The 20,354-nt window shown below is 65.1% G+C and carries 15 protein-coding genes; 5 read left to right on the forward strand and 10 right to left on the reverse strand.

Annotated features, from left to right (window positions below; all coding sequences use genetic code 11):
• The first annotated feature begins 66 nt into the window (after nucleotides 1-66).
• Entirely contained in the window at nucleotides 67-786 is a 720-nt protein-coding gene (locus tag RMR04_RS16425) for a glycine-rich domain-containing protein (RefSeq protein ID WP_311915681.1), read from the forward strand.
• Nucleotides 787-978: 192 nt separating this feature from the next.
• Nucleotides 979-2,508 (forward strand): Do family serine endopeptidase, encoded by a 1,530-nt coding sequence (locus RMR04_RS16430; protein ID WP_311915682.1) that lies wholly within the window; start codon nucleotides 979-981, stop codon nucleotides 2,506-2,508.
• 86 nt (nucleotides 2,509-2,594) lie between these two features.
• On the opposite strand, the gene RMR04_RS16435 is transcribed toward RMR04_RS16430, so the two are convergent.
• The 4 genes from RMR04_RS16435 to RMR04_RS16450 all read right to left on the reverse strand — a co-directional run bounded on the left by RMR04_RS16435 (nucleotide 2,595) and on the right by RMR04_RS16450 (nucleotide 6,451).
• Nucleotides 2,595-3,275: an amino acid ABC transporter permease gene (locus RMR04_RS16435; protein WP_311915683.1), complete on the reverse strand. Its 681-nt coding sequence runs from the start codon at nucleotides 3,273-3,275 to the stop codon at nucleotides 2,595-2,597.
• A complete protein-coding gene (locus RMR04_RS16440) occupies nucleotides 3,272-4,072 on the reverse strand; it encodes an amino acid ABC transporter permease (protein ID WP_311915684.1) in 801 nt (266 codons plus the stop codon). Before RMR04_RS16440 ends, RMR04_RS16435 begins: the two co-directional genes overlap by 4 nt.
• Nucleotides 4,073-4,121: 49 nt before the next feature.
• Nucleotides 4,122-5,024 carry an amino acid ABC transporter substrate-binding protein gene (locus tag RMR04_RS16445; protein WP_311915685.1) on the reverse strand — a complete coding sequence of 301 codons (903 nt, stop codon included), beginning with the start codon at nucleotides 5,022-5,024 and terminating at the stop codon, nucleotides 4,122-4,124.
• Nucleotides 5,025-5,128: 104 nt separating this feature from the next.
• The gene (locus RMR04_RS16450) at nucleotides 5,129-6,451 is read right to left on the reverse strand and encodes an aspartate aminotransferase family protein (RefSeq protein WP_311915686.1); all 1,323 of its coding nucleotides are present in this window, start codon (nucleotides 6,449-6,451) and stop codon (nucleotides 5,129-5,131) included.
• 189 nt (nucleotides 6,452-6,640) lie between these two features.
• On the opposite strand from RMR04_RS16450, the gene gcvA reads away from it, so the two are divergent.
• Nucleotides 6,641-7,621, forward strand: a complete 981-nt coding sequence (gcvA, locus tag RMR04_RS16455) for a transcriptional regulator GcvA (RefSeq protein ID WP_311915687.1) — start codon at nucleotides 6,641-6,643, stop codon at nucleotides 7,619-7,621.
• A 206-nt stretch (nucleotides 7,622-7,827) separates the two neighbouring features.
• Here gcvA and RMR04_RS16460 read toward each other — a convergent pair whose 3' ends face one another.
• The 5 genes from RMR04_RS16460 to RMR04_RS16480 all read right to left on the reverse strand — a co-directional run bounded on the left by RMR04_RS16460 (nucleotide 7,828) and on the right by RMR04_RS16480 (nucleotide 17,670).
• Complete coding sequence (locus tag RMR04_RS16460) at nucleotides 7,828-8,097, reverse strand: hypothetical protein (RefSeq protein WP_311915688.1); 270 nt, start codon at nucleotides 8,095-8,097, stop codon at nucleotides 7,828-7,830.
• A 247-nt stretch (nucleotides 8,098-8,344) separates the two neighbouring features.
• Nucleotides 8,345-9,769 (reverse strand): efflux transporter outer membrane subunit, encoded by a 1,425-nt coding sequence (locus tag RMR04_RS16465; protein WP_311915689.1) that lies wholly within the window; start codon nucleotides 9,767-9,769, stop codon nucleotides 8,345-8,347.
• Between the two features lie 246 nt (nucleotides 9,770-10,015).
• On the reverse strand, nucleotides 10,016-13,294 hold the full coding sequence (locus RMR04_RS16470) for an efflux RND transporter permease subunit (RefSeq protein WP_311915690.1): 3,279 nt from the start codon (nucleotides 13,292-13,294) through the stop codon (nucleotides 10,016-10,018).
• A 3-nt stretch (nucleotides 13,295-13,297) separates the two neighbouring features.
• The gene (locus RMR04_RS16475; RefSeq protein ID WP_311915691.1) at nucleotides 13,298-16,405 is read right to left on the reverse strand and encodes an MdtB/MuxB family multidrug efflux RND transporter permease subunit; all 3,108 of its coding nucleotides are present in this window, start codon (nucleotides 16,403-16,405) and stop codon (nucleotides 13,298-13,300) included.
• Nucleotides 16,402-17,670 (reverse strand): MdtA/MuxA family multidrug efflux RND transporter periplasmic adaptor subunit, encoded by a 1,269-nt coding sequence (locus RMR04_RS16480; protein WP_311915692.1) that lies wholly within the window; start codon nucleotides 17,668-17,670, stop codon nucleotides 16,402-16,404. Before RMR04_RS16480 ends, RMR04_RS16475 begins: the two co-directional genes overlap by 4 nt.
• Before the next feature lie 271 nt (nucleotides 17,671-17,941).
• Here RMR04_RS16480 and RMR04_RS16485 point away from each other — a divergent pair, with 271 nt between their 5' ends.
• Nucleotides 17,942-18,559, forward strand: a complete 618-nt coding sequence (locus tag RMR04_RS16485) for a ParB-like protein (protein WP_311915693.1) — start codon at nucleotides 17,942-17,944, stop codon at nucleotides 18,557-18,559.
• Nucleotides 18,560-18,670: 111 nt separating this feature from the next.
• Nucleotides 18,671-19,447 (forward strand): C40 family peptidase, encoded by a 777-nt coding sequence (locus RMR04_RS16490; protein ID WP_311915694.1) that lies wholly within the window; start codon nucleotides 18,671-18,673, stop codon nucleotides 19,445-19,447.
• Nucleotides 19,448-19,478: 31 nt separating this feature from the next.
• Here RMR04_RS16490 and RMR04_RS16495 read toward each other — a convergent pair whose 3' ends face one another.
• The gene (locus RMR04_RS16495) at nucleotides 19,479-20,345 is read right to left on the reverse strand and encodes a LysR family transcriptional regulator (protein ID WP_311915862.1); all 867 of its coding nucleotides are present in this window, start codon (nucleotides 20,343-20,345) and stop codon (nucleotides 19,479-19,481) included.
• Nucleotides 20,346-20,354 lie beyond the last annotated feature (9 nt).

The following is a 20,354-nucleotide window of genomic DNA, read 5'->3' on the forward strand; positions in this document are numbered from 1 at the left end:
TGGGGATGCATCAACCGTGCACTCGTGATCTGATCTCCCGCGGCGGGCCTTGGAGGGGGAGCGATGATGACAGCCTGGTTGAGTGGCGCGCTGAGCCTGGCGCTGGGCGGCGTTCTGGTTGTCGGGCTGGTGATCTGGCCGGCCCATCGCCGCCTGCAGCGGGCGGAGTTCATTCGGAACTACAGCTGGCTGCCGGGCCTGCTCGACAAGCTCGCGGCCCATCATCATCGCAGTTTTACCCGTAAGGAGACGGCCCTCGTCGCCCAAGGCCTGCGGCAGTTCTTTCTCGCCTATCTCAACAGCGGGCAGCGTTATGTCGCCATGCCCTCTCAGGTGGCGGACGATCTGTGGCACGAGTTCATCCTCTACACCCGCGCCTATCAGGATTTCTGCCGCCAGGCTTTTGGCGGGTTTCTGCACCATACGCCGGCAGTCGCCCTGGCTGAGGGCCGCAAGCAGGACAATACCGGGCTGCGTCGCGTCTGGCTCCTGTGCTGCCGCGAGGATGGCATCAATCCCACGAACCCGTCGCGGCTGCCGCTGCTCTTCGCGCTGGACGTGAAGCTGAACATTCCCGGAGGCTATCGCTACTATCCCGATTGCGCGCAGCTGCGCCGCAACGGCGATGCCGGCTCGCAATGCGGCGGCGACTTTTCCGACAGCTCTTATGACGGCGGGACCGACGGTCTCAGCGACAGCAGTGACAGCAGCGGGTCGGATAGCGGCGGCAGCAGTGACGGCGGTGGAGGCGATGGCGGAGGTTGTGGCGGCGGTGGCGGGGATTAGCCATTCGCACAGCCGCCGTCAGGGACGCCGGCGTCGCCGCTATCGGCCACGCCGCGTGGGGCGAAACGCAAAATCCAGCCGCCGCCGCAACGTGAAAGAACCGTAATGCGCCGGTGAGATCGCCGGCATCTCGGAAGGCTTACCCTTCGAATATGGGCCGCATAGGGGTGGCCCCGCCAACGGAGAGTTCCGATGTCGGATCTTGCTGAGCCCTTCCCCAATCGGCGTCGCCGGCGCCTGTCCGCTTCGGTTGCCGCGCTGGCGCTGGTCGCCTCGGGCGCTGTCGGCGGCGCGATGATCGCCTATGTGAATCCCGCGCGCGCCGCCGCGGTCGTGACCTCGGACCTGCAGGCGCAGGCCGTGCCGTCCTTCGCCCCCATTGTGGAGCGCGTGAAGCCCGCAGTGGTCTCGGTGCGGGTCCTGATCGACAACGTGGCCGACACTGGAAGCGAGGTCTCCCACGAGCTCGACAAGTTGCCGCCTCAGCTCAAGGAGCTGTTCAAGCGCCTCGAACAGAATGGTGGCGCGCAGCATCGGCAAGCGCCCCGGCAAGGCATGGCGCAAGGCTCCGGCTTCTTCGTCTCGGCGGATGGCTATGTCGTCACCAACAACCATGTCGTCGAGCACGGCAAGGTCGTCACCGTCACCACGGAAGACGGCAAGCTGCTCGAGGCCAAGGTCATCGGCACCGATCCCAAGACGGATCTCGCGCTCCTGAAGGTGCTCGCGCCAGGCGACTACCCCTATGTCTCGCTGGCCACGGACACGCCGAAGGTCGGCGACTGGGTCGTGGCGATCGGCAACCCGTTCGGGCTCGGGGGCACCGTCACCTCCGGAATCGTCTCCGCCCGCGGCCGCGACATCGGCAACGGGCCCTATGACGATTTCCTGCAGATCGACGCCCCCATCAACAAGGGCAATTCCGGCGGGCCGACCTTCAACCTCAAAGGCGAGGTCGTCGGCGTCAACACCGCGATCTATTCGCCGTCGGGAGGCAGCGTCGGCCTGGCCTTCGCCATTCCCGCCGACACGGTCTCGACCGTCGTCGCAGCCCTTGAGCAGGGCGGCGCCGTCCAGCGTGGCTATCTCGGCGTGCAGATCCAGCCGGTGACGCGCGACATCGCCGACAGCCTCGGCCTCGACGACGCCTCGGGAGCGCTGGTCGACAGCGCCCTGCCCGGCACGCCGGCGGCGGATGCCGGGGTCAAGTCGGGCGACGTGATCACGAAGCTCAACGGCCTGCCGGTCAAGGACGATCGCGACCTGACGCGCCGTGTCGGCGCGCTGAAGCCAGGCGACAAGGCGGAGATCGCCGTTCTGCGCTCAGGCAAGGAACTCGCCCTGAACGTGGCGCTCGCTCCGCTGAAGGCCGAGAAGGTCGCTGAAGTCAGCGAGGAGCCGCATGGCGGCGCGTCGGTCCTCGGCGTCCTGCTCGCTCCGGCCAAGCCCTCGGATGCCAAGCCATCACATGCCAAGCCAGCGCATGGCGCAGCCGGGCCAGGCGTCGTGATCGCGCGCGTCGACCCCGATGGTCCTGCCGCAAGCAAGGGGCTGAGCAAGGGCGACGTGATCCTCGAAGTCGCCGGCAGGAGCGTCACTCAGCCGGCCGAGGTCAAGGCCGGCATCGCGAGCGCGGCCGAAGAGGGCAAGAAGGCAGTCCTGCTCAAGATCAAGACCGCGCAGGGCGCGCTGTTCATGGCCTTCCCGCTGCCAAAGGCCTGAGGCAACTGGAAGTCTCCAGGTGGATGTTCAACCCGGTCGGACGTCCGCCTGGAAAGCTTGTCGAATCCCCTTCGCTCGAAAACGCTCTAGCGTCTGATCTCTCCACTGAGGCGCGCAACCATCTGAGACGCTAAACTGCAGATCAGAAAATAGACCAGGGCCGCGGCGAGATACATCTCGACCAGACGCCCATTGATCTGGGACATCTTCGAGGCCGCGCCCAGCAGGTCGGTGAGCGACAGCACGTAGACCAGCGACGTGTCCTGGAACAGGATGATGGTCTGCGTCAGCAGGATCGGGCTCACCGCGCGCACGACCTGCGGCATGATGATGAGGCGATAGGTCCTGATCGCGCCGAGCGACAAAGCGCGCGCTGCCTCATATTGTCCCTTGGGAATCGTGCGAAGGCCCGAGCGGATGATCTCGCAGTAATAGGCCGCCTCGAACAAGCCGAAGGTGACGAAGGCGGTCATGGTCGCGCCGATCGGCACCGGGCGGCCGCCGCCGCTCAGATGGCCGATCACGATCGGCATCAGGAAGAAGAACCAGAACAGCACCATGATCAGCGGAACCGATCGCATCAGCGCGACATAGCCACGTGCGAACTGGGCGATCGCCGGCAGTTCCAGGTGCTGCGCAAACGCCAGCAGCGTGCCGAAGACCATGCCGATGACGAAGGCCGCGAGCGTCAGCGCGAGTGAGAACTGCAAACCCTGCCAGAGATACGGCGCGGCCTGCCAGACAACCGAGAAGTCGAGCGCGTTCACGAACGGTTTCCTGCGGGAATGGCCGCTTCGGAGGGGTGCATGACACCGGTATCAAGGGGTGGCGTGCGTGGCCGGCGCGGCGCGGCCGGTTGAAGGCCCGGTATCTTCAGCCGGGCGTCGATGACGCTCATCAACTGATAGGCGGCCAACGCCAGAGCCAGATAGATAAGCGTCGCCCAAGCGAAGGCGGAGAAGGTCTGGAACGTCGCCTCGCTGATCTGGCGAGCTTGCGCTGTCAGTTCGATGACGCCGATCGTCAGCGCCACAGAGGTGTTTTTGTAGATGCCCATGACCTCGCTGGTCAGGCTCGGAACGATCATGCGCAGCGCCTGCGGCATGATCACGAGCCGGTAGACCTGGTTGGGCTTCAGGCCCAGCGCGGCGGCGGCCTCGCTCTGGCCGCGCGGCAGCGCCTCGATGCCCGCCCGGATCTGCTCGGCGACCCGCGCGCCCGTGTAGAAGCTGAGGCAGATCAAGGCCGGGATGAAGGCGCCCCAGGGCGGCGGTATCTGCTTGAGCCAGTCGCCGGCCGTTGCCGGCAGCATCTCGGGCAGGACGAAATACCAGAGAAAGAGCTGTACGAGCAGGGGCGTGTTGCGGAAGATCTCGACATAGAGCCGCGCGGCGAACGAGGCGACCCCGCGCGGCCTGGTGCGGTTGATGCCGACCAAAATCCCAATCGCGAAAGCAAGCCACCAGCCGAAGAAGGCAAGCGCCAGCGTCCAGCCCAGTCCGGAGAGAAGCCAGACCAGGTAAAGCGCGCCATCGGGTCCTCGCTCGAAGAGAAGTTCGAACACGGCAGCCCCCTAACGATTTCGATCAGACAGCCGGCATGGCGTTCCAGGCTCAGGGCGTGAGCGCGTCGCTGGGGGAGGAGATGCGCGCCTTCAAGGCGGCGCTCATCTCCAAAGCGAGGTTCTGGCCGTTGGGCGGGATCGGCGACGTGAACCATTTGGCGTAGAGCCTGGCGAACTCGCCCGATGCCATCGTCTCTTTGATCGCCCCGTCGACCACTGCCTTGAATTCCGGATCGCCCTTGGGGAGCATCAGGCCGTAATAATCGTTGCCGCCATACTGATCCGGCAGGAAGGCAAGCGCCTTCGGATCGGGAGCAGCCGCTGCCAGCCCCGCCTGCAGGATCTTGTCCTCGAACCAGGCCGCTGCACGTCCGGTGCGCAGCATCAGCAGCGATTCCGCTTGCTCCTTGGCCTGGATGAAGACGAGGTCGAGACCCGCCTCCTTGCTGATCTTCTGCGCCAGCGCCAGGTTGAGCGAGCCTTGCGTCACGACGACCGTCTTGCCCTTGAGCCCGGCCGCGCCTGTGAGGCCGGAGGCCGTCGTCGTCAGCCAGCTCGGCTGGCTGGCAAAGGTCGCCACCGAGAATGCCACCTGCTTCTGGCGGTCGGCGGTGTTGGTCGTGCTGCCGCATTCGACGTCGATGGTGCCGTTCTGGATCAACGGGATGCGGTTGGAGGCGTTGACTGCCGTATAGGCGACCTTGAGGGCGGGCAAATTCAACTGCGACCTGACCTTCTCGGCGACGGCAGCACACAGGTCCATCGAGAGCCCGACCGGTTTCTGCTCGGCGCCGAGATAGGCGAAGGGAACGGAGGATTCGCGATAGCCCAGCGTCAGCGCTCCGCTCGACCGGATCTTGTCGAGCGTCGGGCTCGCGGCTTGAGTCGAGGACGCTGCCGCCAGGCACGCCGCCGCAGCCAGTGCGGACAGAATTGCGTGTTTCGTCGTCATTGAGATCACCCCTTTTGTCATCGATGGATCGACGTTTTTGGTCTCGCTTCCGAGACGTTTTGCGGCCGCTTGCCGGGGCTCCACTCGGCAAGCGGTCGCGGCCGTCAGGCCGCCTTGGCGGCGGCGAGTTCGTCGCGGCTTTCGCGCAGGGCCTTTTCGAGGATGTCGACGGCCTGATCGATCTCGCCGGTGGAGACCGTCAGCGGCGGAGCGATCCGCCAGACCGAGCCGCGCTCGGGTCGGCGCCGGATGTTCATGCTCAGCCCGTTCTCGAGGCACTTCTGCGTCGTCAGCGCCCCGAGCGCATGAGCGGGCTTGCGCGAGGCGCGGTCGGTGACCAGCTCGACGCCCAGCAGCAGGCCGAGACCGCGCACGTCGCCGATCTCTTCGTAGCGTTGCTGCATCTCCTCGAAGCGGCTGCGCAGATATCCGCCCATCTCCTTCGAGCGTGCCACCAGCTTCTCTTTCTGGATCACGTCGAGCACGGCGAGCCCCACCTCGGCCGCCAGCGGGTCGGAGACGTGACTGGTGTAGAAGGCGAACTTCTTGGAGTGGATGTCGTCCTCGATCTTGGCCGTGGTCGCGACCGCGGCGATCGGCAGGCCGCCGCCGAGCGTCTTCGACATCGTCATGATGTCGGGCACCACGTCGAAATATTCGGAGCCGGTCTTCGTGCCGATGCGCCCAAAGGCTGTCTGGGCCTCGTCGAAGATCAGCAGCATGCCGCGGTCGTCTGCCGCCTTGCGCAGCGCCTGCATGAAGGATTTCGGCGGCACCAGCACGCCCCCGGCGCTGATCACGGGCTCGACGATGATCGCGGCGCCTCGGCCGGCCGACTGCATGTCGAACATCTTCAGCGCGAGGTCGAGATTGGCGAGAGCAGCCTCCTCCTCGGTCGCCCCTTGGATATAGGGCCGATAGGCATTGGGCTCGGGGATCACGAAGACGCCCGGCGCGGGAACGCCGTAGCCCTTGCGGTCGCTCGCCATCGAGACCGAGCTCGCCCCTCCGGTGATGCCGTGCCAGGAGCCTCCGAGCGCCAGGATCTCGTAGCCGTCCGTGTACATCTTGGCCATGCGCAGGGCGACTTCAGTCGCCTCCGAGCCGGTGTTGATGAAGATCGAACGCTTGATGTCACCCGGCAACCAGTCGCGCGCGAGGGTCTGGGCGAGTTCGGCTACGACCTCCGGGATCATGCCGCTGAAGAAGTGGAACGCCTTCTCGCCGGCGCGATGCACAGCCTCGACGATGGCGGGGTGGTTGTGGCCGATCGTGGCGCACATCTGCCCGGAGGTGAAATCGAGATAGTCGCGGCCGTTCGAATCCTTGACGATCGTGCCCTTGGCGGAAGTGAACAAAGCCGGGAAGACGTCGCCGCCATAGCGGACCAGGAATTCCTTCGATGCGTCCAGAAGCGTCTCGGTCATGATCTCGTCCTTCGCCCTGCCGACGCGCCGCTTCATGGCCCACCAACCGGCGCACGCGCCCGTAGATCGGCCGCGCGGAGCAGCGCGTTCAAGCTTGTCTTGTCCTGTCGGATGGCAAACGCCGCTTTGTCGTGCTTGGCTCACGATTTGCGTTACGTTGCCTGCCGGTAAGGATGTCGAGAGAAAGCCATGGGAGCCAACGCGAAAAACTCAGCAGCCGGTGAATTGCATTCAGCAGCAGGCGCGAAGCGGCCCCGGCTGCCACCGCTCAAGTCGCTGCTCGCCTTCGAGGCGGCATCCCGGCATGGCAGCTTCTCCCAAGGCGCCGAGGAACTCGGGGTCACGCCGTCGGCGGTGAGCCATCAGATCCAGGTTCTGGAAGATTTCCTCGGCGTGAAGCTCTTCCAGCGCCATGCCGGCCGCGCGACGTTGACAGCGGAGGGTCGGGTTTACAGCCGGGAGCTGGAGCATGCCTTCAGATCCATCGCCGAGGCCACCAAACTGGTCGCCCCCCAGTCGCAACAGGACCATCTCGTCATCGCGTCGGGACCGAGTTTTGCAGCCAAATGGCTCCAGCCCCGACTCTCAGACTTCCAGAACGCTCATCCCGATGTAAGGGTCAGGCTCTCGACCTTGTCGACTGCGGATGATCTCGATGCCACCCGCTTCGACATCGCTATTGCTTACGCATTGCCCCGGACGACCAGGCATGAGGTCCGGCCCTTGCTGGTAGAGCGTCTGCGTCCCTTATGCAGCCCGGCGCTGGCAGATGCATTAGGCCTTCAGACGCTGCGAGACCTTAGCCGGGCAACCTTGATCCACTCGACCAATGCCGTGACCTGGACCGACTATCTTCGACAGCTTGGTCTCTCCGACTTACGCCCGGCCAACGAGTTCTGGCTGGACCGGTCGAGCATGGCCATCGACGCGGCGGTCAGCAGCCAAGGTATCGTTCTGGAGGGCGAAATTCTGGTCGAACAGGAATTGCGCGACGGCACGCTCATCGCACCATTCGACGATGAGACCTGCAGCATCGTGGCGACATCGTATTATCTCGTGCGCCCAAAGGGCTTCAGGAGCGGCAATCAGATCACCGCATTCGAGAAATGGCTCCAGTCCGCCTTGGACGATGCGAACCTCGCGAAGCAGCGCTCAGCTTTCGATGCGTAGAGTTGCCGGCGTACGGCATCCCCCATCACCGGCCCGTCATGCTGTTTGCCAGCCGATAGGAGCTTCGCACAGCTTCCCTAGAGCAATTTCCGATCCAGTTGAATCATTCAATTGCTCTAGGTCTTTGTTTTAACGCGTTTTCTTCATGCGAACCGGCCTCCCTTTCGCTCGAAAACGCTCTCAGTGTTTAGGCCGCGCGGTGGAGTTCAGCCGTGGCTGCGCCCATGCTTGCTCGAGATGGTCTGTTCCGGCGTGAAGCCGAAGCAACCCATCTGGGAGAGATCCGCGGCGCCCTGGTTCTCCATCTTCTGGCAGAACACCAGCCGCGTGCAGTCATCGGCGATGTTGGTCCAGCCTTGTCCGGGAATGCCCGAGGGCATCTTGTAGGCGCAAGCCGCTTCCCAGGGCGCGCTGGCTTGTGCCGGCGTCATGAAGGACAAGGCGGCGAAACCTGCGACAATGATGAAATTACGCATGACGTTACCTCCAAAAAAGCGGAACGCCTCAAGGGTTGCGCAATCTCGGCAGCGATCGCTATCTCCGACCGAAGCCGCAGCGCCTTTGCGTTCCTTACCCTAAGAGATGGGCTGCGTTCACGGCGTTTCAATTCCCTAAGCGCGACGAAAATGCATGCCGGAACAATCACTTCCGCCACCAGTTCACATATGGATCATAACAAGTCGGCCAGGCCACCGCTCGCGCCGCGGTTTGAGGCCATGGCGCTCAGAACCGTCTCGGCGCGGCTGGCTTTGGAGCCTGCGTCCAACCACCGCCCAGGGCCTGGAACAGGCTCGTCGCCGCCTGGAAGCGCGTCAGGCGAACTTGCGCCAAGTTGTCCTCGGCTGAGAAGAAAGTCTGCTGGACCTGAAGCACGCTGACGAGGTTGACGGTGCCGCCACGCAGTTGCGCCTCCGCCACCTCGAAGGCCCGGCGGGAACTCGCGACAACCTCGCCCTGCAAACGCTCCTGCAAGCTCGTCTGCTGAAGCGCGACGAGGGCCTTCTCGACATCGGTGAAGGCCGACAGAACCGCCTTGCGATAGGCTTGGAGATTTTCGAGCTGGGCTCCTTGCGCCTGCTCCAACTGGCTCTTCAGCAGATTGCCGTCGAGGATCGGCTGGGTCAGGCTCGCGGCGAGGGTGTAGTACCATGCGCCGGGCCCGAACAAGGACGACAAAGCCTTGCTCTGGAAGCCGGTGTCGGCCGTCAGCTGGATCTGCGGAAAGAAGGCGGCGCGCGCCGACTCGACGCTGAAATTGGAGCCTGCAAGCTGCGCCTCCGCCTGCATGACGTCAGGCCGCTGCCGCAAGAGCTCCGAGGGAATGCCCGGCGTGACGCGCGGAACCGCGAGCCTGGCGAGGCTTCCGCCATTCACCGTGAACTTCGCCGGCGCCCGGGCGACCAGCAAGGCAAGCGTGGCGCTGTTCTGGCGCACTATGATCTCCAGCGGAGGAATCGAGGCGCGCTGGGTCGCGACCAAGGTCTCCTGCTGCGACACTTCGAGCTGCGATGCGGTGCCCGCTGTGAATTGCTGCCTGATCAGGGTGAGGATGCGTTCGGCCGAGGCTGCGTTGCGGCGCGCGATGCGCAGGCGGTCCTGCGCGGTCAGGAGCTCGAAATACGTGTTGGCGACGGTCGCGGTCGCGGTCAGCGCCACGACGTCGCGGTTATATCTCGCGGCCGTCGCGCTCTCCTCCGCCGCATAGAGCGTCGCGCGGTTCTTGCCCCAGAAATCGATCATGTAGCTCGCCGTGAGGCCAGCGTTGAACTGCGAGGTCGAGCGCGAGCTTGCGCTGCTGCTCGACGATGTTGCCGTGCGCAGACGCTCTGCCGTCCCAGTCCCCGTCAGCGAAGGCAGCAGGGGAGCGCCCGCAATGCCGGCCTGCGCATCAGCCTGGAGGATCTGGGCCACGGCCACGGCGATATCGAGATTGGCGGCCTGCGCGCTTTCGATCAGGCGCGTCAGTTCCGTTGAGCGAAAGCCGCGCCACCAGTCGAGCGCCGGCACGGCGCTATCGGGCGCGCGCGGCGCGGCGCGATAGCCTGCCGGCACCTCGAGATTGGCGTCGGGACGCTCGGTCCCGAGAATGCAGCCGGACAGTCCCATCCCGATCAGGGCGAGCGCGGCCAACGGCGCGAGGCGAGGCATAACACCGATCTTCGGAACGGAAGCAGCCGGCCCGAACGCAACACCATCACGCATTCCGCACCTCGCCCGCACTTGCGTCCGCCGCACCAGAATGCCGCTCACGGCCGCAAGGTTCGGGTTCGATCATCGTCTTCGTATAGCATCTGGCCAGTCGCAAGCAGCCCTCTTGCCACCCTCGCAAGTCTTGTTGTCCCTGCAAATCTTGTTGTCCCTGCAAGTCTTGCCATCCCTGGAAGAAAGGCCCGCTCATGAGGCAGCTCCGGGGGAAGCCGGCGTTTTGCCGCCGTTTTTCACGCGCTCGCACCAGGCGCGGAATCTGTCGGCGTAGAGATAGATCACCGGCGTCGTATAGAGCGTCAGGACCTGGCTCAGGATGAGGCCGCCGACGATCGCGATGCCGAGCGGCTGCCGGAGCTCGCTGCCCTCCCCCAGGCCGATTGCGAGCGGCAAGGCTCCGAGCATCGCCGCCATGGTCGTCATCATGATCGGCCGGAAGCGCAGCAGGCAGGCTTCATGGATCGCGTCGAAAGCGGACAGGCCGCGGGTGCGCTGCGCGTCGAGCGCGAAGTCGATCATCATGATCGCGTTCTTCTTGACGATGCCGATCAGCAGGATGACGCCGATGAGCGCCATGATGCTGAACTCCGTGTTGAACGCCATCAATGCGAGCAAGGCGCCCACGCCGGCCGACGGCAAGGTCGAAAGGATTGTCAGCGGGTGGACATAGCTTTCATAGAGCACGCCGAGCACCAGATAGATCGTGATCAGGGCGGCGAGGATGAGATAGGGCTGGTTGCTCAACGAGGCCTGGAAGGCCTGGGCCGTGCCCTGGAAGCTGCCGCGGATCGTGGCGGGCACGCCGATGCGGTTCATCGTCGTCTCGATCGTCTCGACCGCCGCGCTCAGCGAGACGTCAGGCGGCAGGTTGAACGAGATCGTGCTGGCGACGAACAGGCCCTGATGGTTGACCGACAAGGGGGTCGAGCCCTGCTCGAACCGCGCCAGCGTCGATAGCGGCACCATGGTTTCGCTGGAGGTGCTGACGGCCGACCCGCTCGAGGCGGTGCTGCGCCCGGTCTGGCCGATGGAATTGGTCGCAAGGTTGCGGGCGGCATTGGCGCTGGCCGAGTTCACTGAGGCCGACTGCCCCGCCGCCGCCACCGTTCCCGAGACCGCATTGGTCGCCAGCGAACCACCGACCGACCCGCCCGAGGTGCTGATATAGACGTTCTTCAGCGTCTCCGGATTCTGCCAGAAGCGCGGCGCGACCTCCATGATCACATGATACTGGTTGCGCGCGACGAAGATCGTCGAAACCTGGCGCTGGCCGAAGGCGTCATAGAGCGTGTTGTTGATCTGGCTCATCGAGATGCCCAGGCGGGCAGCCGTGTCGCGATCGACGACCAGGTTGGATTGGAGCCCCTTGTTCTGCTGGTCGCTGTTGACGTCGGCGAGGTTGGGCTGCCCCTGCAGTGCGGCCGTGATCTTCGGCGCCCATTCATAGAGCTCTTCGAGGGTCGAGCCCTGCAGCGTGTATTGATATTGCGCGTTGCCGGCGCGGCCGCCGACGCGGATGTCCTGCACGGCCTGCAGGAACAAGGTCGCGCCTGGCACAGCCGAGAGCTCCCGCCGCAGACGGGCGATGACCTGATCGGCCGAGATCTTGCGCTCGGCCATGGGCTTCAGCGACATGAAGACATTGCCGGAATTGGTCTGCCCGCCACCGGTGAAGCCCACAGTGGTATCGACCGCCGGATCCTGCCGGACGATGGCGACGAACTGCGCGAGCTTCTGCTGCATGAGCTGGAAGGAGATGCTCTGGTCGGCCTGGATCGCGCCGACGATCCGCCCGGTGTCCTGCTGCGGAAAGAAGCCTTTCGGGATGATGTCGTAGAGATAGACGTTCAGGCCCACGACCGAGGCGAAGATCAGCATGATCGAGCGGGGATGGCGCAGCGCCAAAGCGAGGCTGCTCCGGTAGCCGTCGAGCATCCATTCGAAGACCCGTTCGCTGCCACGATAGAGCCGCCCATGGCGCTCGCCGGTCTGCTTGCGGAGCAGCACCGCGCACATCATCGGCGTCGTCGCCAGCGAGATCGCCAGCGAGATCATGATCGCCAGCGAGGTCGTCATCGCGAATTCGCGGAACAGGCGTCCGACGATGCCGCCCATCAGCAGGATGGGGATGAAGACGGCGACGAGCGACAGGCTCATCGACAGGACGGTGAAGCCGACCTCCTGGGCGCCCTTGAGGGCGGCGTCGCGCGGCGCCATGCCGTCCTCGATATGGCGCGTGATGTTCTCCAGCACCACGATGCAGTCGTCGACGACGAAGCCGGTCGCGACCGTAAGCGCCATCAGCGACAAATTGTTGAGGCTGTAGCCCATCAGATACATCGCGGCGAATGTCGCGATCAGCGACACCGAGACGGCCACGATCGGAACCAGCGTCGCGCGCCAGTCGCGCAGGAAGAGGAAGACCACCGCGATGACGAGCAGGATCGCGATCACCAGGGTTCGCTCGACATCGTGCAAGGAGGCGCGGATCGTGGTCGATCGGTCGACTGCCGGTTCGATGTCGATCGCCGGCGAGACGGAGGCACGCAAGGTCGGCAGCAGCGCCTTCACACGGTCGACCACGCCGATGATGTTCGCATTCGGCTGCCTGAACAGGATGACGAGAACGCTGGGCTTGCCATTGGCGAGGCCCGAATTGCGCAGGTTCTCGACGGAATCCACCACCTCGCCGACATCCGAGAGGCGCACCGGCGCACCGTTGCGATAGGCGATCGTCAATGATCTGTACTGCGCCGCCTTCTCCGCCTGATCGCTGGCATAGATCTGATAGCGCCGGTCGCCCACATCGATCGCGCCCTTCGGGCTATGGGCATTGGCGCTGGCGATCGCGGCGCGGACATCCTCCAGGCCGATGCCGTATTTGTAGAGCGCCTGGGGGATGAGCTCGACGCGCACCGCCGGCAACGAGCCGCCGCCGACGACAGCCTCGCCGATGCCTTCGACCTGCGACAATTTCTGCGCCAGCACGGTCGATGCAGCGTCGTAGAGCGCGCCGCGCGTCAGCGTGTCCGAGGTCAGGGTGAGAATGAGGATCGGGGCATCGGCCGGATTGACCTTGCGATAGGTCGGATTGGACCTCAGGCTCGTCGGCAGGTCGGCGCGGGCAGCGTTGATCGCGGCCTGCACGTCGCGCGCCGCGCCGTTGATGTCGCGGTTGAGCCCGAATTGCAGGGTGATGCGCGCCGATCCGACGCTGCTCGACGAGGTCATCTCCGAGACGTCGGCGATCTGCCCGAGATGGCGCTCGAGCGGGCTGGCGACCGTCGTCGCGACATCCTGCGGGCTGCCGCCGGGCAAAGACGCCTGCACCGAGATCGTCGGGAAATCGACCTCCGGCAACGGCGAGACCGGAAGCTGGAAGAACGCGACTGCGCCCGCTGCGGCCAGCCAGAAGGTCAGCAGCGTCGTGGCGACGGGGCGGCGGATGAAGACGCTGGACAGGCTCATCGCCTAGCTCGTCTCTCGTGCCGGGCTGATTCCGGGCTCGCGCCCGGCAAAACGCACCGCGAGGCGGTCGAACCAGAGATAGATCACCGGCGTCGTGAACAGGGTCAGGACCTGGCTGACGAGCAGACCGCCGACGATGGAGATGCCGAGCGGATGCCTGAGCTCCGAGCCGGCTCCGGTTCCCAGCATCAGCGGCAGCGCGCCCAGCACCGCCGCCATCGTGGTCATCAGGATCGGCCGGAAGCGCAGCAGACAGGCCTGGTAGATCGCCTCGCGCGGCGTCTTGCCCTCGTTCCGCTCGGCGTCGAGCGCGAAGTCGATCATCATGATCGCGTTCTTCTTGACGATGCCGATCAGCAGGATGATGCCGATGATCGCGACGATGGTGAGCTCCTGCCCGGCCGCCATCAGCGCCAGGAGCGCGCCGATGCCCGCCGATGGCAGGGTCGAAAGGATCGTCAGCGGGTGGATGAAGCTCTCATAGAGGATGCCCAGAACGATATAGACCGTCACGATCGCCGCCAGGATCAGCCAGATCTGGTTCGAGAGCGAGGACTGGAAAGCCTGGGCGGCGCCCTGGAAGGTGCTGACCACGCTTTCGGGCAGGCCGATCTCGGCCTCCGCCTGCTTGATCGCGGTCACGGCCTCGCCGAGCGAGGCGCCCGGCGCCAGGTTGAACGAGACGGTGGCGGAGGGGAACTGGCCGAGATGCGAGACCTGGAGCGGCGCCGTGCCCTCGCGGATCCTTGCAACCACATCGAGCGGCACCGGCCCTCCCCCGACCGAGGACGGCAGATGGATCGCCGAGAGCGAGCGCAGCGACTTCTGGAGCTGCGGATCGGCCTCGAGGATGACGCGGTACTGGTTCGAGTTGGTGAAGATCGTCGAGACGATGCGCTGTCCGAAGGAGTCGTAGAGCGCGTTGTCGATCGTCGCCGGCGTGATGCCGAAGCGCGCCGCCTGGTCGCGGTCGATATCGACGAAGACGGCAAGCCCGCGGGCCGAGATGTCGCTCGCGACATCGGCCAATTGCGGAAGCTCCTTCAGCCTGTCGACCAGTTTGGGCGTCCATTCCGCAAGCTGGTCGGCGCTCGCATCCTGCAGGATGAATTGATACTGCATCCGGCTGACGGTGCCCTCGACAGTCAGGTCCTGCACCGGCTGCATGTAAAGCGTGATGCCGGGAAGAGAGGCGGTACGCTCCTGCAGGCGCTGCATCACCGCGGCGATGCTGGATGTCCGCTCCTCATGCGGCTTCAGATTGATCAGGATGCGGCCGCTGTTGAGCGTGCTGTTGGTTCCGTCCACGCCGATGAAGGAGGACAGGCTCTCGACATCGGGATCCTTCAGGATCTCGCTCGCCAGCGCCTGCTGCCGCTTGGCCATCGCGGCATAGGACACCGATTGCGGCGCCTCCGAGATCGCCTGGATGACGCCTGTATCCTGCAGCGGGAAGAAGCCTTTCGGGATGACCACATAGAGCAGGCCCGTCAGCCCGAAGGTCGCCAGGGCCACCAGCAGGACCAGTGTCTGGCGATCGAGCACCCAGTTCAGCATGCGGGCATAGACCGCGATGATGCCGTCGAAGGCTTCGCGGCTCCAGCGCTGGAAGCCGTTCTCATGGGTCTCGGTCGCTGCCTTCAGCAGCTTCGCGCAGGCCATTGGCACCAGGGTCAGCGAAACCACGGCGGAAATCAGGATCGTCACGGCAAGCGTGATCGCGAACTCCCGGAACAGCCGGCCGACGACATCGCCCATGAACAGCAGCGGGATCAGCACGGCGATCAGCGACACCGTCAGCGAGATGATGGTGAAGCCGATCTGCTCCGAACCGTGCAAGGCGGCGTGAAGCGGCGTCTCGCCCTCCTCAATGTAGCGCGAGATGTTCTCGATCACGACGATGGCGTCGTCGACGACGAAGCCGGTCGAGATGGTCAGCGCCATGAAGGTCAGGTTGTTCAGGCTGAAGCCGAACATGTACATCACGCCCAGCGTGCCGACGAGCGACAGCGGAACCGACAGGCTCGGGATCAAGGTCGCGCGCGTGCTGCGCAGGAAGACGAAGATCACCAGCACGACGAGGACCACCGCCAGCGTCAATTCGTATTCCACGTCCCGCACCGAGGCGCGGATGGTGACGGTGCGGTCGGTGAGCACGGCCATGTCGATCGCGGCCGGCAGCGACGCCTTGAGCTGCGGCAGGAGCGCCTTGATGCCCTCCACGACCGAGATGACATTGGCCCCGGGCTGCCGCTGGATGTTCAGGATGACGGCCGGCGACGCATTCATCCAGGCGCCGAGCTTGTCGTTTTCCGAGCCGTCGACGACCTCGCCGATGTCGCTGAGCCGGACGGCCGCCCCGTTCTTGTAGGCGACGATCAGTGATCTGTAGCCATTGGCTGTGCGAATCTGGTCGTTGGCGTTGATCGTCGAGGCGCGCAAGGGCCCGTCGAAGCTGCCCTTGGGCGTGTTGACATTGGCGGTCCCGAGCGTGCTGCGCAGATCGTCGATGTTCAGGCCATAGGCGGCGAGCTTGCGGATATCGGCGCGGATGCGCACCGCCGGCCGCTGCCCGCCGCTGATGCTGACCAGCCCGACGCCCGGAAGCTGGGAGATCTTCTGCGCCAGCCGCGTATCGGCGAAATCCTGCACCTGCGTCAGCGGCATCGTCGCCGAGGTCAACCCCAGGGTCAGGATCGGCGCATCGGCCGGGTTGACCTTGGCGTAGATCGGCGGCGCCGGCAGGTCGGATGGCAGCAGGTTGCCGGCGGCGTTGATGGCGGCCTGGACCTCCTGCTCCGCGACATCGAGCGTGATGTTGAGCCCGAACTGCAAGGTGATGACGGATGCGCCGCCGGAGCTGACCGAGCTCATCTGGTTGAGGTTCGGCATCTGGCCGAACTGGACCTCGAGTGGCGCCGTGACCGAAGAGGTCATCACATCGGGGCTCGCGCCCGGATAGAAGGTCTGGACCTGGATGGTCGGGTAGTCGACTTCAGGCAGGGCCGCGACCGGCAGGAAGCGGAAGGCCAGGATGCCCGACAGCATGATCGCGACCATCAGCAATGTGGTCGCGACCGGCCGCAGGATGAAGGGCCGCGACGGGCTCATGGCTGACGGCCGCCATTCTGCCGCCGCCTGCCGCTCGCCGGTTGTTCTGGCTGCGCCGGGCTCGCGCCGCTTTCCGAACGCACGCTGATCTTCGCGCCGTCGCGCAGCTTGTCGGCGCCGTCGATGACGATGGCGTCGCCCGGGTTCAGCCCCGAACGAACCTCGACATGCTCGCCATCGCTGATCCCGAGCTCGACCTTGCGGACGGAGACGGTCGCGTCGGCATTGACGAGATAGACGAAGGTTCCCGGCACCCCGCGCTGCACGCCGGCCGTCGGCATCAGCGTGACGTCCTTATGCGTGTCGACCAGCAGGCGGATATTCACGAACTGGTTCGGGTAGAGCGTCCTCGCCTCATTTCCGAATTGCGCGCGCAGCTTGATCGTTCCGGTGGTGGAATCGATCTGGCTGTCGAAGGTCTGCAGGACGCCCTCGGCGACCTTCTTGGCGCCGGCGCGGTCAAAAGCCGTGACCGGTAGCGTAGCGCCGCTCCTCAACCGCGCCGAGATCGCCTGCAGATTATCCTCCGGCATCGTGAAGAGGACGCTGATCGGCGCCAGTTGCGTGATCACCACCAGGCCGTTGGTGTCCCCAGGGGTGACGTAGTTGCCCTGATCGACCTGACGCAGGCCGACGCGGCCATCCGCCGGCGCGACGATCCGGCAATATTGCAGGTTGACCTCGGCCGCGTTGACCTGGGCGCGGTCGGCCGCGACCGTTCCCTCATATTGGGCGACCAGTGCGGTCTGGGTATCGAGCGTCTGGCGCGAGACGGCGTTCTGCGCGGACAAGCCCTGATAGCGCGCCATATCGACCTGCGCGCCCTTGAGCAGGGCTTCGTCGCGCGCCAACTGCCCCTTCATCTGCGCCAGGACCGCCTCATAGGGGCGCGTGTCGATCTCGGCGAGCAGATCGCCCTTCTTGACGTCCTGCCCTTCCTTGAAATCGATCCGGACCAGTTGCCCGCTGATCTGCGAGCGGACCGAGACGGTCGCAAGCGAGGTGACGGTTCCCAGCGCGTCGAGATTGATCGCGATATCGCCCTTCCTAACGATTTCCGGCACGATCGACATCGGCACGGCGGTGCGACCACCGCGCGCCGGCGGGGGCGCCTCGGCTTGTCGCCGGCTCCACCAGAGAGCGCCGCCGGCAACGAGCAGGAGGACGAGCCAGATGACAGGCGAGCGCAGGCGCGATCTCCGCACGGGCACTGCGGGCGTCTCGCTATCCGAGGGCAGCTTCGGGAACACAGGCTTCTGGTTCATCGGCGTACCGTCACCATTCGGATCTCCACTGCGACGATACACCTATTGGGCAAACGCCGTGCGGCTATCCCCATTGCTAACGCCGGCCTCCAGCCGACTCGGCACACGCCAACCTAGCCACAGATGTGGCTTTTTCCCGTCCTATTCATTTCCTGTCTTATCCACGCGCCACCATGGAATACCGTCAAGACCGGCCGATCTCCTCCCGATCGTCCCTACACACCGAAATCCGCCGCCCCAAGAATCCACCGCCCCATGCGAGGTGCCCCCGATGACGACGCGAGAGCCCATCCTTCACCCCGTGCGGATCAGCGATCTGCGACCGACCCAGATGACGGTCGGTCTGCGCGAGGTCGAGGCCAAGCGCCGGCTCTGGCGCGAGAAGCACGGCGTGCATGCGCAGGAATTCCTGGGCAGGCACATGATTCCGGTGCTCAAGGGCCCCAAGGAGCGCTTCTACATCCTCGACCATCATCACCTGACGCGCGCGCTCGACGAGGAAGGCGTCGAGGAGGTGCTCGTCAATGTGGTGTCCGATCTGTCGAGCCTGACCAGGCAGAGCTTCTGGACGGTCTGCGAGCACCGCGCCTGGACCCATCCCTACGACACCGAGGGCGTGCGCCGCAGCGTCGAGGACATCCCCAAGCGGGTCTCCGATCTCAAGGACGACCCCTACCGCTCGCTCGCCGGAGAGCTCCGGCGCGCCGGCGGCTTCGCCAAGGATGTGACGCCGTTCTCCGAGTTCCTGTGGGCCGACTTCCTGCGGCGGCGCATCCCGCGCAAGCGAGTCGTGAGCGCATTCGAAGCGGCTGTGGTCAAGGCGCTCGACCTCGCAAGGAGCCAGGAGGCGAATTATCTGCCGGGATGGTGCGGTCCCATAGAGGGCTAGATCATTGTTTTGACGCGTTTTCTCCGCGCAAACGCTTCGCGTTTGTCGCGAGGGAACCGGTATCCACTTCGCTCGAAAACGTTCTAGCCATCAGCGCGAGGCGACACTGCGATGAGGCAATCCAATACAGCTCTCGATTGGCTCGGACACAGGCTGGCCGGCGTGCTGCTGCGCGAGACGCCAGGCCAGGAACTCTTCATCCCGTCGGATCCCGATGCGCTGCGGCGCACGCTGCGGCCGGGCGATGTCGTACTGGTCGCCGGCTCCAGCATGATCGCGACGGCGGTCAAATACCTGACGCATTCGACCTGGTCGCATGCCGCGCTTTATGTCGGGGACGTGCTTGGCGCGCCCGATGACAGCAGCGAGCGCCACAGCTTGATTGAAGTCGTCCTCGATGCGGGTTGCAGGTCGATTGCGCTCTCGAGCCTGGCGCGGTTCCACACCCGCATCTGCCGGCCGGTGGGGCTGACCGATAGCGATCGCGACGCGCTGATCAACTTCATGATCTCGCGCCTCGGCATCCGCTACGACATGCGCAACATCGTCGACCTTGCCCGCTATCTGCTGCCGATGCCGCCAGTCCCCTCGCGCTGGCGGCGGCGCATGATCGCGCTCGGATCGGGAGAGCCGACCCGGGCGATCTGCTCGACCCTGCTCGCAGAGGCGTTCGGGCGCATCGGCTACCCCATCCTGCCGCGCATCGAGCAGGGCGCAGCGGTCAAGCGCGGCATCAGCAGCTGGCGCCGTCAGGAACTGCTGCATATCCGGCATCACAGCCTCTACGCGCCCGCCGACTTCGACATCTCGCCCTATTTCGAGATCGTCAAGCCGACCCTCATGGAGGGCTTCAACTACAAGGGGCTGACCTGGGCGGATGGGCCTTGAAGCGGGAAGCGCGTCAGCAAAGCTGTGCGGCCTACGCTTTCAGCAACGCTTCCTCGGCAACGACGTGGGCGACGAAATCCATGACCGCGCGCACTGGCCTCGAATTGCGCAGGTCGTGGTGGACGATGAGCCAGATATCGCGCGAGAAGGACGGCGCGTTCTTATCGACCCTGACGAGATCGGAATCGGCCTCGCCGAGGAAGCGGGGCAGACCGGCGACGCCGACCCCAGCCCGCGCGGCGATCAGGTGCTCGCTGATATAGTTCAATTCGCAAACAATCGGGCGATCGCTCGCAATGCCGAGCAGCCATTGCTGTTGAGGCATGTCGGTGAAGGCCTCGTCGAAGGCGATGAATTGCCAACGCTCAGGCGCAGCGAGATGGCTGTATGAGCGGTGGGCATAGAGGCCGAAAGGCATCGTGCCAATTTTTCGCGTAACGCTGCCAGCCTCGTCGGGGCGCACCAGCCGAATGGCGACATCCGCCTCCCGACGGCTCAGCGAAACTTGCTCACCTTGCGCCGCGAGCGACAGCCGGATGTCCGGATGCTCGTCACGGAAGCGCGTGAGGTGGCGAGCCAGCAGTGGCGCGACAAGGACGGGAGGCGCGCTGACCGCGACGCGACCGGCGAGCGGCGCATGCGCAGCCTTCGCCAGCCGGGCGATGCCGTCTGCGCCTGCCTCCATCGTGAGGGCGCGCTCCCGCACGGCTTCACCGATAGCCGTCAGACGGCAGGCCCGCGGCAGCCGGTCGACCAGACGGACGTCGAGCGCCGTTTCGAGCGCTGCGAGCCGCCGGCTCACTGTCGCATGATCAACCTTCAGCTTGCGGGCCGCTCCTGAGAGCGTGCCGCACTCGGCCACAGCCAGAAAGTGGCGGATATCTTCCCAGTCGGTCATCTGTGCGAA

It is taken from the genome of Bosea sp. 685, assembly GCF_031884435.1.
Taxonomy (GTDB): Bacteria; Pseudomonadota; Alphaproteobacteria; order Rhizobiales; family Beijerinckiaceae; genus Allobosea.

What these genes read in the sequence shown, in the direction of transcription:
- RMR04_RS16425 (WP_311915681.1), top strand. Translation starts at nt 67, where the DNA reads ATGACAGCCTGGTTGAGTGGCGCGCTGAGCCTGGCGCTGGGCGGCGTT.
- RMR04_RS16430 (WP_311915682.1), top strand. Translation starts at nt 979, where the DNA reads ATGTCGGATCTTGCTGAGCCCTTCCCCAATCGGCGTCGCCGGCGCCTG.
- RMR04_RS16445 (WP_311915685.1), bottom strand. Translation starts at nt 5,024, where the DNA reads ATGACGACGAAACACGCAATTCTGTCCGCACTGGCTGCGGCGGCGTGC.
- RMR04_RS16450 (WP_311915686.1), bottom strand. Translation starts at nt 6,451, where the DNA reads ATGACCGAGACGCTTCTGGACGCATCGAAGGAATTCCTGGTCCGCTAT.
- gcvA (WP_311915687.1), top strand. Translation starts at nt 6,641, where the DNA reads ATGGGAGCCAACGCGAAAAACTCAGCAGCCGGTGAATTGCATTCAGCA.
- RMR04_RS16460 (WP_311915688.1), bottom strand. Translation starts at nt 8,097, where the DNA reads ATGCGTAATTTCATCATTGTCGCAGGTTTCGCCGCCTTGTCCTTCATG.
- RMR04_RS16465 (WP_311915689.1), bottom strand. Translation starts at nt 9,769, where the DNA reads ATGCCTCGCCTCGCGCCGTTGGCCGCGCTCGCCCTGATCGGGATGGGA.
- RMR04_RS16470 (WP_311915690.1), bottom strand. Translation starts at nt 13,294, where the DNA reads ATGAGCCTGTCCAGCGTCTTCATCCGCCGCCCCGTCGCCACGACGCTG.
- RMR04_RS16475 (WP_311915691.1), bottom strand. Translation starts at nt 16,405, where the DNA reads ATGAGCCCGTCGCGGCCCTTCATCCTGCGGCCGGTCGCGACCACATTG.
- RMR04_RS16480 (WP_311915692.1), bottom strand. Translation starts at nt 17,670, where the DNA reads ATGAACCAGAAGCCTGTGTTCCCGAAGCTGCCCTCGGATAGCGAGACG.
- RMR04_RS16485 (WP_311915693.1), top strand. Translation starts at nt 17,942, where the DNA reads ATGACGACGCGAGAGCCCATCCTTCACCCCGTGCGGATCAGCGATCTG.
- RMR04_RS16490 (WP_311915694.1), top strand. Translation starts at nt 18,671, where the DNA reads ATGAGGCAATCCAATACAGCTCTCGATTGGCTCGGACACAGGCTGGCC.
- RMR04_RS16495 (WP_311915862.1), bottom strand. Translation starts at nt 20,345, where the DNA reads ATGACCGACTGGGAAGATATCCGCCACTTTCTGGCTGTGGCCGAGTGC.